This window comes from Porphyromonas canoris (assembly GCF_000769115.1).
In the GTDB taxonomy this organism is placed as follows: Bacteria; Bacteroidota; Bacteroidia; order Bacteroidales; family Porphyromonadaceae; genus Porphyromonas_A; species Porphyromonas_A canoris.
Window position 1 is genome coordinate 35,100 of the sequence record NZ_JQZV01000001.1, and the last position, 13,333, is coordinate 48,432.

13 protein-coding genes are annotated in these 13,333 nt (G+C 46.9%); 6 read left to right on the forward strand and 7 right to left on the reverse strand.

Annotated elements, in window-relative coordinates:
* Positions 1-3 precede the first annotated feature (3 nt).
* From truA to HQ43_RS00170, 6 genes are all read left to right on the forward strand, one after another.
* Positions 4-756, forward strand: a complete 753-nt coding sequence (gene truA, locus HQ43_RS00145) for a tRNA pseudouridine(38-40) synthase TruA (RefSeq protein WP_036788183.1) — start codon at positions 4-6, stop codon at positions 754-756.
* A 9-nt stretch (positions 757-765) separates the two neighbouring features.
* On the forward strand, positions 766-1,242 hold the full coding sequence (coaD, locus tag HQ43_RS00150) for a pantetheine-phosphate adenylyltransferase (RefSeq protein WP_036788185.1): 477 nt from the start codon (positions 766-768) through the stop codon (positions 1,240-1,242).
* Positions 1,243-1,362: 120 nt separating this feature from the next.
* Positions 1,363-1,704 carry a hypothetical protein gene (locus HQ43_RS00155; protein ID WP_161785849.1) on the forward strand — a complete coding sequence of 114 codons (342 nt, stop codon included), beginning with the start codon at positions 1,363-1,365 and terminating at the stop codon, positions 1,702-1,704.
* A gap of 36 nt (positions 1,705-1,740) precedes the next feature.
* A complete protein-coding gene (locus HQ43_RS00160) occupies positions 1,741-2,121 on the forward strand; it encodes a hypothetical protein (protein ID WP_036788190.1) in 381 nt (126 codons plus the stop codon).
* A gap of 24 nt (positions 2,122-2,145) precedes the next feature.
* On the forward strand, positions 2,146-2,334 hold the full coding sequence (locus HQ43_RS00165; RefSeq protein ID WP_036788192.1) for a hypothetical protein: 189 nt from the start codon (positions 2,146-2,148) through the stop codon (positions 2,332-2,334).
* Positions 2,335-3,006: 672 nt separating this feature from the next.
* On the forward strand, positions 3,007-3,573 hold the full coding sequence (locus tag HQ43_RS00170) for a DUF4924 family protein (RefSeq protein ID WP_036788194.1): 567 nt from the start codon (positions 3,007-3,009) through the stop codon (positions 3,571-3,573).
* On the opposite strand, the gene HQ43_RS00175 is transcribed toward HQ43_RS00170, so the two are convergent.
* Genes HQ43_RS00175 through HQ43_RS00205 form a run of 7 tightly spaced genes read right to left on the reverse strand, consistent with a single transcriptional unit; the run spans position 3,560 to position 12,216 of the window.
* On the reverse strand, positions 3,560-5,068 hold the full coding sequence (locus HQ43_RS00175) for a TolC family protein (RefSeq protein WP_052079560.1): 1,509 nt from the start codon (positions 5,066-5,068) through the stop codon (positions 3,560-3,562). The two genes, HQ43_RS00170 and HQ43_RS00175, sit on opposite strands and share 14 nt — an antisense overlap.
* A 23-nt stretch (positions 5,069-5,091) precedes the next feature.
* Positions 5,092-6,354: an FtsX-like permease family protein gene (locus HQ43_RS00180; RefSeq protein WP_036788196.1), complete on the reverse strand. Its 1,263-nt coding sequence runs from the start codon at positions 6,352-6,354 to the stop codon at positions 5,092-5,094.
* 2 nt (positions 6,355-6,356) lie between these two features.
* On the reverse strand, positions 6,357-7,646 hold the full coding sequence (locus HQ43_RS00185; RefSeq protein ID WP_036788198.1) for an ABC transporter permease: 1,290 nt from the start codon (positions 7,644-7,646) through the stop codon (positions 6,357-6,359).
* Positions 7,647-7,670: 24 nt separating this feature from the next.
* Complete coding sequence (locus HQ43_RS00190) at positions 7,671-8,339, reverse strand: ABC transporter ATP-binding protein (protein WP_036788401.1); 669 nt, start codon at positions 8,337-8,339, stop codon at positions 7,671-7,673.
* A gap of 60 nt (positions 8,340-8,399) precedes the next feature.
* The gene (locus HQ43_RS00195) at positions 8,400-9,671 is read right to left on the reverse strand and encodes an ABC transporter permease (RefSeq protein WP_036869305.1); all 1,272 of its coding nucleotides are present in this window, start codon (positions 9,669-9,671) and stop codon (positions 8,400-8,402) included.
* Positions 9,672-9,686: 15 nt separating this feature from the next.
* Positions 9,687-10,961: an ABC transporter permease gene (locus HQ43_RS00200; protein ID WP_036788202.1), complete on the reverse strand. Its 1,275-nt coding sequence runs from the start codon at positions 10,959-10,961 to the stop codon at positions 9,687-9,689.
* Between the two features lie 4 nt (positions 10,962-10,965).
* On the reverse strand, positions 10,966-12,216 hold the full coding sequence (locus tag HQ43_RS00205; protein WP_036788403.1) for an efflux RND transporter periplasmic adaptor subunit: 1,251 nt from the start codon (positions 12,214-12,216) through the stop codon (positions 10,966-10,968).
* Positions 12,217-13,333: the final 1,117 nt, after the last annotated feature.

Below are 13,333 nucleotides of genomic sequence, written 5' to 3' on the forward strand. Positions count from 1 at the left end.
AAGATGAAAGAGCAACCGATTGTAAAGCGATACTTCATGGAGTTGGGCTATGACGGCAGCTCCTTTTCGGGTTGGCAGATACAGCCCAACGGCATTACCGTGCAGGAGAGCATCGAAAAGGCGATGAGTACGATAGCACAAAAGCCCGTAAGCATCGTTGGTGCCGGACGCACGGATGCCGGAGTTCATGCCGCCCGAATGGTGGTACACTTCGACTTTGAGGGGGATACCCTCCCGTTCGATGCGCATAAGATCAACCGCTTGCTCCCAAGAACCATTACAATCTACCGGATATACGAAGTTGCCACAGACGCTCACGCCCGCTTCGATGCCGTCGAGCGCACCTATCACTACCGTATCCACTTCAACAGAGACCCGTTCCTGAGACACTTCTCCACGTTTGTCCACCACCCTTTGGATATAGAAGCGATGAACCGAGCGGCTCTGTTTCTGTTGGGAAAGCAGGATTTCACCTCTTTCAGCAAGCTCCACACGGATGTCAAGACCAATATCTGCACCGTCAAACGTGCAGAGTGGGTACGGGAAGAGGGCGAAGGCTATCGTTTCGAGATTACCGCAGACCGTTTTTTAAGGGATATGGTACGAGCCATCGTGGGTACACTCTTCTTGATAGGGCGTGGAAAGATGGCTCCGGAAGGGATACGAAATATTTTAGAACAGAAAGACCGCTCGGCAGCAGGGATGTCCGCCCCTGCCGAAGGGCTTTCGCTTGTGGATGTCAAATATAACTTTTAACCAACGGATATGGATACAGCATTCTCTACACCGCATCCCCGAACAGGGATATATGCCGGAAGCTTCGACCCCTATACCATCGGACATCACGACATAGCCTTACGGGCACTGGAGATAGTAGACCGGCTCATCATTGTCGTAGGTATCAACCGCAACAAGCAGCCTTTTCTTTCCGTGGAAGAGAGGGTCGAGACCCTGCGCCGCATCTATGCAAAAGTTCCGGCTATCTCTATCGTGGCTTACGAAGGACTTACCGGTGCTTTCGCCCAAGCGCATGGGGCTTCTCTGCTGATACGTGGAATACGCAACGTGGCGGATATGGAGTATGAGAGAAACATGGCAGAGTTCAACCGCAAGCACTTCAACCTCGAAACCATACTGCTTCTCTCCGCCCCCGAACTCTGTTCCGTCAGCTCCTCTCTCGTTCGAGAGCTGGCATCGTTCGGAGAACCTTATGAGCAATATCTGCCTCAGCCGGAAGAGTAAAAGGCTTGTTTCTCTGTCTGCTTTTATCTAAATTTGCTTCGACCCCTGTTTACATGGGGGATTTTAATAAAAACCATAAGACACAGAGAGGAGCAAACCATGAACCGAAAAGTTATTTTGATGGCACTGATTGCCGTTGTTGCGCTTCTGTTGAGCGGCTGTTCCATGATGAGAGCATACAGAGATCTTCAAGATCTACCGCCCGGAATCACCAAGCAAGAAGCTCAAAGGCGTCTGCGTCCCATAAGCATGATGTTCGATAATCAGGAGTTTTACCGGGACGACAACGGAGACATGATAGAGATACTCACTTATAAGGACAATCAGGGAGATACTCCCTTCTCCGTGCAGTATATACATCTCATCTTCAAGAACAACATCCTTGTGGAGAAGCAGGTATCCCGTCCCGGAATGTTTATACCAAGACGTCCGATGCCTCCCGCACATCCCCGCAGGAGATAATCCCAAAGCACAGAAGAGAAAACAAACACTATATATATGAAGAAGAAAAAAACTTTTTTTGCAGCGGCTCTGCTTGCCTGCACGTTGGGTCTGAGCGGTTGCGGAATATTTGGACCCTCTTACGCCAGCAAGATGGATGCCATCTCTTACGGAGCCAAGAAGAATGACGTACTGCGCCAGCTGCGCTCCATGAAGAGCAGTCTTCAAGGCACAGAGTTCTACAAAGATAAAGAGGGCAAAGTGATAGAGACATTGGTGTACAGACACACCCAGTATGAGGGTTCCAATCTACTCATCACCTACACCTATCTCATCTTCCAAGACGGCTTGTTGGTAGAGAAGAAGATCATGTCGGACACCGCTTCTCAAGGCTATAAGCCGGCAGTGCCGACACCGGAAGTTCAAACCACCAAGTAGTCTCACACTTCACACTCTGCAGGTATGACACTCTATTTGGCGGGCATACTCATCATTGCCATTCTGTTGGTTATTCTTTCCATTTCGGACATTTCCAGGCTCAAAAAGCAAAATCTCGGAAATAAAAAGGGAAATACCCGTTTTGTATGGCCTATTATCAAACTCTGTATAGGTATCATCGGAATCATTTCGGTCATATTAAGGGTGATTTGAGAGCCATATTCAACCCATAAAAACAGCGTGTACGGAGACCGTTTCGTACACGTTGTTTTTATATATTCCATACCGAAAAATGCTCCCTTTTTTCTTGCTCTCTATTTTGATCGAAGGGGTCGTTTTCAGAGGGGTACCGGATTTGTTAAATCAGCCCATTTTATTAACACTATTTTCGATACCTGTTAAGCAAAAACGCTAAACGAGCATATTCTTCCGGCTTAACGTGTTTAATTTTTCAACGAACACGTTTACCGATTTCACTAAACACGTTTACCGAATTCGATTAACGTGTTTAGCAAAAAATGGCTAAGGCGTTAATAATCAGACCGCTACGTATTTTTATCCTAAAAAGCACCTGAAAAGGCAAATTTCTTCATTAGGAAACGTTTACAGACATGGGTGTTAAAATTTACACCTATTAACGCGAAAAAGCCCCATCAAACGGACTGAGAAAAAATTTTTTCCAAATTCGCGCTGATTTATATTTCACTCTATTTCAAACCATTACAACACAAAACAAAAATTTTCACTCCAAAAAGAGAGAAAGCGGAGCAGTTTCGGAGCAGAGCGTGAGCACTCCGTTTTTATATAAAAGTGCACTTGAAACCGGCTCTTATCTCTGACATATTTTCTTTACATTTGCACCGAGACCAACCGTTATCCATACCCATGATAGTAGCTCGAAAGAAACGAAAAGAAAATATCTCCGAATACATCCTCTACATGTGGCAGGTAGAAGATATTCTGCGCGCACTGAAGCTCGACACCGAGGCGATCACCTCTTACGTCAAGAACCAATACCGGCTGGAAGAGCCGTTGCAGTCCGAGACGCTCCAATGGTATCTCTCTCTGCGCGATGAGCTTATAGCGTCCGGAGCTACTGCGGAAGGACACCTGCCTCAGCTCTCCAAGCTGATAGAGCACCTCGGCTCACTCCATAAGGCATTGCTGGAAGATCCCACGCAAGGTATCTATTCGGCTCTCTTCTACAAAACCCTTCCCCACTTGGTTCATCTGCGTACAAAGCAGAAGTCGTCCAAGCCCGTCGGAGAGATAGAAACCGCTTATATCGCCGTCTATGGCTATATGACCCTTCGGCTGAAAGGGGACGAAGTCTCCCCTTCTACGATGGAAGCCATCAGGCAGATCTCTCTGTTCCTTGCCATGTTGGCGGACAGGTTCCATGCCGTAGAAGAAGGAGAAATCTCTCTGTCCCACTTTCCTACAAACGCTTAAACAGGTCTGCGTCGTAAGATATTTCGCTCTCTTTGATATAGTCGAAGAGGGTCAGGCTGCGCACTTGGTAGAAGTAGTACCAGTAGAAGAAGAGTTCGGAGATATGTTTCTGCCGTGCTTCGTCTCTGGCTTTCTGTGCATCGTTCAGCTCCAGAGTGCTTATCTTACCTATCATGAAGGTCTCTATACCGGTCTTGTACCGCTTTTCGGCGATGCGGTCGGCACTGCGTGCAATGTGGAGTTGTTGTGCTTGGTTGTTGAGCTGTTCTACCAAAAGGAACAGATCTTGGTCGAACTGCTGAGTCTCTTGCTTGATTTGCGAGCGCATCACATCACGGGCACTCTCCGCCATCTTCACTCTTGCTTTTCGTTTGCCCCAGTCCAGCAGAGGTATCCTAACGCCTACCTGCACGATCTGATTCTCTTGAAGATTGCCATAAGCCTCTCTCCACTGTTCGTGTTGTCCGGTATATCCGAGCGAAGCAAAGAGATCCACTTTGTAGCGTTCGCCTTTGGCTCGTGCCACTTCGCTGTCCACTTCGAGCTGTTTACGGCGGATGCGATGCACGAAAGAGTTGTTTTTGTGAGCCTTAGCCAGTACATCGCCATAGTGGATGCGCTTGGCATCTACTGATGCAGGCACTACGGGGAGGATGTCTCCGTCTGTGGTGATGCCGAGAAAAGACTTCAAGCGGAACAGCTTGCCGTTTCTGAGCGAGCGTGCTTCCGTCTCTTTCCCGTTGGCTTGAAGCAGATTCAGCTCCAACTGCAACAGCTCATTCTCCGAGATCTGCCCCATCTCTCGTTTTGCTTTAGCCACTTCGTGTAGCTTTTTGGCGTTCTCTCTGTTTTGGATTGCAATGCGCAGATTTTCGTCCGCAAGCAGCAACTCGAAGAAGTGGCTGATAGTCCGCATCGTGGTTTTCTCCCGTTCTTCGAGATAAGCAGCCTTGGCTTCTTCATACTTTACCGGCTGTATCTTGGTCTGCCAACGGAGTGCATTGTAGCCGAGAATGGGCTGAACCAGCGTGATGGTTGCCGGAATGGTGAGGAAGTGATTGGCTTTCGTGAACGGACGGACATACTCCAGCGAGGAGACCACCGAGATGCGACCGCCGGTGAGAGGGATGTTCTGATCTATGGAGAGCGATCCGCTTGCCTGCAAAAGGCGGGAGCGGACGAACTTGTAGCTGCCGTCTCCCTCCTGATAGAGGTTATAGCCGCTCTTGTAGTTGGGCAGCTCTCCCGTAAAGTTCACTTCCGGCAGCAGCTCTGCACGGTATGTGCGGTACTGCCAGTAGGCTGTACGCAGACGGTCGAGCGCCACTACGGCATCCACACTTTGGGCTTGTGCCATCTCTATGGCTTGTTCGAGTGTGAGGGTTTGCGCTATCGAGTCCGACTGTGCTTGCACATCCTGCCCGGAAGCAGGCAGGATGGCGCATAGCACAATACAAACGCAAATGAAAAAGTTATGATAGAAGTATTGTTTCATTACTGCGTATTTTGAGGTTGTTATTACTCTTCTTTCAACACGACGGATGGCGGAATATTTACCGCTTTACGGGCAGGAATCCAGATGCCAAGTATTACCATCAGCATCATCAGCAGGTAAGCCGACCCGAATCCCCATAGGAAACGCTCTAAAGTCATGGTATCCCACCGGAAGGCAAATCCCAGCTTCGAGATGCCGTAAGAGAGTGGAAGAGCAAAAGGAATGGTGAAAAGCAAAAGCAGAAGCCCTTCTCCGATATAGCGGCGAAGCAGTGCCGCCGCACGATCTCCGAGTGCCATCCGAACGCCCATCTCATGTTTGCGCTGGTCTGTACGGTACCAGAAGACACCGATGACACCAAGCAGAACATTGATGGCAAAGAATATGACGATGGAAGCATAGTTTTTCATCTGCTTTATATACGGAGCATCGAAGCTGCTTTTCATTTCTGCAAAACTCCTTATATCGGAAACGATCAGGTTACAATTGTGCAGCGTGGGAGCAATTTCCTTGAGAAAACGCTCCTTGAAAGCGTGATCGGCAGAAGGTTTGATGCGCATAGAGATCTCCAGATACGGGAGATTCGGATGGTCTCCATAGGAGATAAACTCCTCTTCGGTAGGATAAAGCAGCTGAAAGAGAGAGGTGTTCCACCAATAAAAGGTATTCTGCTTGAGGTCTCCGGATACTCCTCCGACGATGCCAAAGATGTTTCCATCGCTCTCTTTCAACTCCAGACCTATCGGATTGACGTTATTCGGAACTAAAGCTTCGTTCAGACCTTTGGAGATGACCAGCTTATTATCTCGAAGAGCTCTCTTGAAGGCTTCCGTACTGCCTTGTTCGTCCATAATCCTGAAGATGTCCAAGAATTCCGGTTCCACGCCACGGACCATAACCCAATCTTGTACATGCAGAGAATCGGAAGATAAAGTGGTTATACGGTTACTACCCATATGAGGCGTAGAGTGCATCGAAATAGCAACGGCTTCCACTTCTGGCAACTTCTTCAAGCGGTTTTTCACCTCCAGCATACTGGCTGCATAGGTGCGATAACCATCGCTCTCCGGAGCGATATAAAGCGGAGAGGTGTTGGGTAAGATGCTATGAAAAATGCGATAAGTGTGGGCAGTATCGAATCCGGTCGGTTTTAGTGCTTCCGAAATCCTGTTGTAAAATATATTCATAATGCCCCAAAAGCAGAGTAGAACCAGAAGAAGTTCGAGGAAGATGGCAATATTCTGTCTGCGCTCATTCCACATTATTTTAAGTTGATGCTTTATCATGACTATTTCTTGAGTGATAAGGATTCTACAATAGGCTTCTTAGTGGCTCTCCATGCCGGTATGAAAGTGGAAATGAAGTTGATCACAAAGCAGCACAACAGTACCATCAGGAATGCTTGTACGGATATGATGTTCCAAACAGGTAGCGCCACTCCATCGGAATAAGTATAATAATTGCCTTGAAACAATGTATTGCTTGAGAGATAAACAAAGATTACGGCGAGGACAAATCCAAGGATACCGCCTAAAAGGGACTGTATAAAGCTCTCCGAAAGAACCTGATTGAGCAATCCTCCTTTCGTTGCTCCAAAAGATCTTCTAAGCCCTAACTCCGCATATCGTTTCTGCATACGGGAAGAGGTCATCGCCGCAAGATTGATCGCCGGAATAAGCAAAAAGATCAGGATGGATACGATGTTTGTCCGGTTTACCTCCTTCATATCGGGCGGGATATTGGATGCAGACCTGTTGAAGTGTACCCAAAAGTCGTCCGGTTGCTCCATTAAACTGACTCTGTGAGTGCGACTCTTGTCGGCATTGAACTGCTCTATCCGTTTCTCTACCTCTGCTCTTATCTCCGGAAAGTCCGCTTTGCTCTTTGCCATAACGGCAACCATCACATTTCCGGAAGGCTCTGTTGTCTCAGGGAAATCTTCTACGGAGTAGGGATACCAGGCATTGGCATACGCATCTTGCGCCAACTCGAATGCGTTTTCCACCACTCCCACAATAGTGTAAGGGCTAAAATTGATAAGGATTTCGCGTCCGACCACATCGGTAGTCTGGAACACCTTACGAGCCATATCTTCATCTATCACCGCCTTAGCAAGCCTGCTGTCGAAATCTTCTTGCGTAAAGGGCGATCCGCTGATGAACTTAAAGCGGAAAACATCCCAGAACTGCGCATCGGTTCCCCGTGTTACACCTTGAGCATTATTCTTGGAACCGGGAGCGGAGAACGGTGTCCCGTCCTGTCTGAACAGGTACGATGCCACAACCTCTGCACTTTCGATAGGTTTGAGAATCTCTTCAACGAAAAATCTTGCTATGCCTCCGTTGCTCTCTCCTCCGTTTTTACCCTCCGGATCTTTGTAGATAGACTTAATATAAGAGATATACAGTGTGCGATCTCTATTCACTTCGGGATAGACCGAACCGGTCTCCACGCTATGCACCATAAACTTTATCATGAGCATGCAAACAGCAAGAGCCGTTCCAAGAATCATGATGGTGCTGAGCACGGGAGCCTCTTTTATCAGGCGGAAAGCGTGCTTAATATATTGCTTGATCATTGTCTGTGGGTTTAATGGTTAGGCTTACTGTATCTGTCTACCGTCGAAGAAACGAACGATTCGATGGGTTTGTTCTGCCTGCTTTTCGGAGTGCGTTACCATGACAATAGTACGTCCGTCTTCTCTGTTAAGCTCTTGAAGAAGCGACATCACCTCTGCGCCCATCTTGGAGTCGAGATTACCGGTAGGCTCATCCGCAAGCAGAATGGTGGGGTTGCCTATCAATGCACGAGCTATTGCGACACGCTGACACTGTCCGCCCGATAGCTGACTTGGGAGATGCTTCATGCGGCTGCTGAGACCCACTCTCTCCAAAACCTCTTTAGCCAATCGTGTGCGTTCCGAACCGGATACGCCTCCACGATAAAGGAGAGGAAGCTCTACGTTGTCCAGCACATTGAGGGAGTTGATAAGGTGAAAACTTTGGAAGACAAAGCCAAGATGTTGGTTGCGAAAGCGGGCAAGCTCTTTGTCCGAAAGCCCGTCGGTTTTCTTTCCGACCAGTTCCACCGTTCCGGCAGTAGGCTTATCGAGCAGACCTATCACGTTCAAAAGCGTGGACTTACCGCATCCCGAAGGTCCCATAATGGATAAAAACTCTCCTTTTTCTATTTCCAAGTTCACATTGTCCAGTGCCAATGTTTCAATCTCTTCTGTTCTGTAAATTTTGTTGATGCCTGTAAGGCGGATCATTGTGTTTGTTTCCATACTGTTTTTAGTTTTATAGTTTATTATTCTGTTCTTGTTTTACATTTACTCTTTCTCCTTAAGAGCATCTATCGGAAGTATTCTCATCGCCCTTGTAGCGGGGATAGCTGCGGCAATAATGGAAATAATTAAAAATGCCACTAAGGTCAGAACGATAGCCATGCCAAATCTTCCGATGCTATTATCCATAAGATCGTTTATGGTGATAATAATATCGTTGTAAGCTAAAAAGGCACAGACCACGATGGCAGGCAGGACTGCGAAAAGCAGTATATACACTACCTCCGCCATCACTTCAAGGACAATGCTCACATTGGTAGCACCCATCGCCTTCTTTACACCTATCTCCTTTACTCGTCCTTGCATACGGAACCAAAAGATTCCACCTATTCCGAGAAATATGTTGAGGAGGAAAAAGATCATCACAGACAGCACCCCACGCATCACCAACGTGTTCCCGTTAGAGAGGTTATAAGTATCTCGTGTCTGTTTCAGTGCCTCCACGTTGTTGAGATAAGAGGGTCCCTGACTCAACTCACGCCTGTACTCGTTCATGAAGTCCTCGACAAAGTGATCGCTGTCCACTTTTGAACGTACTCGGATAAAGAAGTCGGCAGACGGCATATACATATACAGCGGCATGGGTGCTATCACAAAAGGCTCGAAACGTTCAAACTCTTCCAGCCTCATCGAAGGGATCACGCTTCCCACCGTAAACTTGTTCATCTCACGATATTCGTCTGTAGGGCTGTATTGCACACTGTAAAAGTCTTTGAATAGACGTCCTTTTACATCCACTTCTCCCCATACACCATGAGCCAGTTCGGGAGTTACTGCAGCATATCTCGGTGCTATTTCTCCCCAATGTTCGAGCATCTCTTTATCCACTTTTACTCCGAACGTATCGAAGTAGCCCTTTGTCGTATAGATCACTTTAGCTTCCGTAAGCATGGTATCCTGCTCCAAAGCATAGGCTTGAAACATATTTCCCGTATAAGGAGTAGTCCCCATTATGAGCGTTGCAGCCTCTACGCCATTGATGTCTTGCAGTCTGGAGAGTATTCTTTCCGCATTCTTACGGTTTATCTCATTGATCTGCTCCATATCCATTCCCTCATAAGAGAATGTCCTATTGGCTCTCATCTCCACTCTGTATACGTGATCTATATTGTATCCGCTACTTTTAAGCAGGGAGTTCATCGAGACATAAAATATGTCCATACAGTACCACATCAGAATGAATGTAATAAACAACCCTGCGACCGGAGCCACATTGGAGCGACGCTCATTCCACATTTTATGTATCAGTTGTCTCATAACTGTGTCAGATTTCTATTTGATGGTTTGTATGATTTCGGCTTTAGCATAACGATATGCCGGATATACCACGGAGAGTAAGCTCAACAGAAGGCAAACCCCAAAGAGGACCAGCAACACGCTCGGACTCAAAATGGCACTTACCGGAATCTGTAAAGCATCGACATCCATCGTACCTGCCATACCTGCCAAAAGCCAGTTTTTGGAAAGATAGACCAAAATAAAAGAGAGGATGATGCCTATAATGCCGGCAAACATGGTCATCAGGAGATTTTCCCAAATGAGCATCTTCACGATTTTCACCACTGTTGCGCCGTAGGTTTTACGCACACCGATCTCTCCCCTGCGCTTCTCCACCAGCGTGGAAACCATACTGCTCATTGTCAGAGCAGGGACAAGCACAAGAATACCCAGCAGTAGCGCTACTATCAGTCTGGCTGTACCATTTTCTCCGAAAGACAACATCTTTCCCTTGATATCTTTCAGTCCCACTTCCACAGCATACTCGGAAAGAGTCGCATTATGCTTTGCCAAACGATCTTCAACAATATCCGTTACCTGCTTGATAGATGCACCCTTTTCCAGAAGTAGCACTGCCAAACAACGACCACGTGTCCCTTCTGCACTTCTTTCGGGACTGAACTGCCGATGAACCGCAGGCAAATAAACCTCTGCATAAGCATTAGAGAAGAGTGCACCAACTTGCTCTACTACGCCGGACACCTTAATCTCTTTTCCCATATTGAGTCGGATATATTTCCCAACAGCATCTTCCGAACCGAACAGATGCTTTGCCAACTTATCGGAGATCACAGCATCGTTATCTTCGTCCTTATTGCGCTCTGCATCAAAAGGCTTTCCGCTCAAAAATATGAACTCATACATTCGGAAAAAGGTTGGATCTACCAGCTTTACCATAGCGCTAGTTTCGTTGCCCGCTACCCCCGAAACGTGCGATCTGGATATACATTGCTCTGCCTGTTTCGTTGTTTCCGAAAGCGCCCAACTGTTGTATGCCACCATCTCCACTCCGGGTAGATCTTCGTACAATACCTTTGCAAGATCAAGAGATATACCCGTATTGATATCCGATCTCGGTTCTTTCTTATATGTTCTACCTGCATCTGAGAAAAGCATACGACTTCTATTGTTCTCTATCCCTATATCTCCTGTGCTGAAGAAATAGATCATGTAAACCACCATGGAGAAGGCTATCGAAATAGAAAAACTCGCTATGAGTATGCCATAAAGCACTCTGTTCTGTTTGATGTTTCTTATCAGCTGTTTCATCTTCTTACTGTTTTAGAGAGAGTGAACTCCTGTTTTCGTACTGCTTCATATCGCTCACCACCACTTTGTCCCCCTGTTGAAGCCCGGAAACAACCTCTACATGACTAAAGTTGCTCTCTCCAAGCTTGACCTCCCGACGTACAAGAGTATTCTTGCCATCCAGCACGAAAAGATTGTATATACCTGCACCGGCGTAGTAAGTACCGTTAGCAATGCGCACCACATCCTCTTTCTCCGAAGTGAGCACATGCACATCCGCTCTAAGACCGGAGCGCAAAACGGAGTGGGCATCCTCGTCCAGCTGAACCATGAAAGAGATTACACCGTTCTTGGACATCGGGGTTACACTGCCCACGATACCGGTCAGCGATGTCTTGCCGACACGTACTATCACTTTGGATCCCGTGCGTACTCTGTCGCTGTAAGCGTCTGCAATCTCGCACTCGACCTTGAAATGAGAAAGATCCGATATGATTGCCACCTGTGTTCCGGCAGGTACCTGTGTTCCCACTTGGGTGTTGATGAACGTGAGCACAGCCTTACGGGGCGAACGGATCTGGGCATCATCCAAGACGCGCTTCATCTCTGCCACACTCTTTTGAAAGATTCGCAGCTCCAACATCTTCACTTTAAGCTCTGCTTCGGCTACGGTTCGGCTGTTGGCAAGTTGCTTTTGAAGCTGTTCCTGTTCAAGGGTAGAGACATTGTAGCTCAGCTCCATCTCTCTCACTCTATCCTGTGTACCGGCTCCGATGCTATCCAGATATTTTTCGTTTCGCATCTCTACCTGCTTGCGGCGAGTCTGCATCTCTCCCACCTTTACACGCATCTCCAAGTCGCTCAGACTGCTGTGAGAGCGAGCCTTGAGCTGTTCGATCTCATACTTCTTCATCTCAAGCTGATCCAACATCTTGTTGTACTCCGTCTCCGTACTGGCAAGATCGAGCTTCAAGATAGGAGTACCCACATCAAGCGAATCTCCTCCTCGCTTGTAGACTTCCAATATCCGGCTCGAAATGGGAGTAACGATCACCTCCTCTATGGACGGCACCACTCTGCCCGAACCATTTACGGAGACCTCTATGTTACCTTTGTCCGCAGTAGCCATAAGAATATCTTTCATATCCACGGAGGGTTTCATCCAAATGCCCAACAGCACAATGACCACAACCACAGGCACTGCAATGATGCCGTACTTCAACCACTTTTTTCTCTGCACCTTTTGGCGCTCTGTCTTTGATATTACACGATCCATATTCTGTTCGTTGTTTCTGTTTGTTTCACTTTGCCCAAATAGGAGCAATGGGTATGCCAAAACAGCTAACCAACTGATATACAAAACAAACAACAAATAGGGAGTGTCCATTATCGGACACTTTGCTCCGAAAACGGACACTCCGAACGGACAGTTGTCCGCTTGTGCTCCCGGTTTTGCCTCTCTTCTTTCGCTAAAAACAGGAAGCGGGAGAGCCAAAAATTTCTTGCGAAACAGCCCCTTCTCCGACACTCATTTTTATATATTCCATCCCGAAAAATGCTCACTTTTTAGCCTCTTTCTATTTGCTCCGGAGGGGTCGTTTTCAGAGCGCGACCAAACTGTTAAATCCGCCCTGTTTTATTAACACAAATTCCGATACCTATTCATCCAAAACGCCAAAGCAGTATATTTGGTCGGCTTAAAGTATTAAGCGAAATCAATAAACGTATTTACCGATTTCATTTAATACGTTTACCGGATTCGATTAAAGTATTTAGCCAAAACAGCTTATATGCTGACTACCAACACTTTCCGAAAATATGCTGCTTTTTAAGGCATTTCAGCGGCAATTTAACATTAAGAAAACTTCACTCCCAACCTCCTTATTTTTCAACTTTATTAACGCGAAAACAGCCCCTAAAACCGACCGAGAGGAGAAAAAATCGCAAACTCACGATTTTGCATATCCATTTGACGCCCAAATCATTGAGCCATATTTTCGAGCCGAACGACAAAAAAGAGAAAGAAAAACCGCTCCTCCCTCAGCCCTTTTTTGTCCCTCCATTTTTATATAAAACCTCCAGACAACAGCTCGATCATTTTGAGGGAAAAATGGGGCAACAAAGAGGGAAAAAATCATTCCTTTTTATGATGTCCGAATGACCGTGAAAAACAAAAAATTTCCGTAACGGGCAGTCCGAAGAAATAGCCGTACAGACTCTTTTTTCTTTCCTCCCGAAAAAGGAGAAAACGCTCTCTACTCCGGAGAGAGTGGATCGGAAGAGAGAGGCGTTGGCTAATAGCGCGATTTTGACTAACTTTGGTTGTTCTCAACAAGAGTGCTCCCTCTCTTTCCGAAACAAGAACAAGAGAGGGTTGGACTACAACACACAGA

Excerpts from the sequence above, each read along its gene's own strand:
- truA (WP_036788183.1), top strand. The coding sequence starts at position 4 with ATGAAAGAGCAACCGATTGTAAAGCGATACTTCATGGAGTTGGGCTAT.
- HQ43_RS00195 (WP_036869305.1), bottom strand. The coding sequence starts at position 9,671 with ATGAGACAACTGATACATAAAATGTGGAATGAGCGTCGCTCCAATGTG.
- HQ43_RS00180 (WP_036788196.1), bottom strand. The coding sequence starts at position 6,354 with ATGATAAAGCATCAACTTAAAATAATGTGGAATGAGCGCAGACAGAAT.
- coaD (WP_036788185.1), top strand. The coding sequence starts at position 766 with ATGGATACAGCATTCTCTACACCGCATCCCCGAACAGGGATATATGCC.
- HQ43_RS00205 (WP_036788403.1), bottom strand. The coding sequence starts at position 12,216 with ATGGATCGTGTAATATCAAAGACAGAGCGCCAAAAGGTGCAGAGAAAA.
- HQ43_RS00190 (WP_036788401.1), bottom strand. The coding sequence starts at position 8,339 with ATGATCCGCCTTACAGGCATCAACAAAATTTACAGAACAGAAGAGATT.
- HQ43_RS00160 (WP_036788190.1), top strand. The coding sequence starts at position 1,741 with ATGAAGAAGAAAAAAACTTTTTTTGCAGCGGCTCTGCTTGCCTGCACG.
- HQ43_RS00185 (WP_036788198.1), bottom strand. The coding sequence starts at position 7,646 with ATGATCAAGCAATATATTAAGCACGCTTTCCGCCTGATAAAAGAGGCT.
- HQ43_RS00200 (WP_036788202.1), bottom strand. The coding sequence starts at position 10,961 with ATGAAACAGCTGATAAGAAACATCAAACAGAACAGAGTGCTTTATGGC.
- HQ43_RS00170 (WP_036788194.1), top strand. The coding sequence starts at position 3,007 with ATGATAGTAGCTCGAAAGAAACGAAAAGAAAATATCTCCGAATACATC.
- HQ43_RS00155 (WP_161785849.1), top strand. The coding sequence starts at position 1,363 with ATGGCACTGATTGCCGTTGTTGCGCTTCTGTTGAGCGGCTGTTCCATG.
- HQ43_RS00165 (WP_036788192.1), top strand. The coding sequence starts at position 2,146 with ATGACACTCTATTTGGCGGGCATACTCATCATTGCCATTCTGTTGGTT.
- HQ43_RS00175 (WP_052079560.1), bottom strand. The coding sequence starts at position 5,068 with ATGAAACAATACTTCTATCATAACTTTTTCATTTGCGTTTGTATTGTG.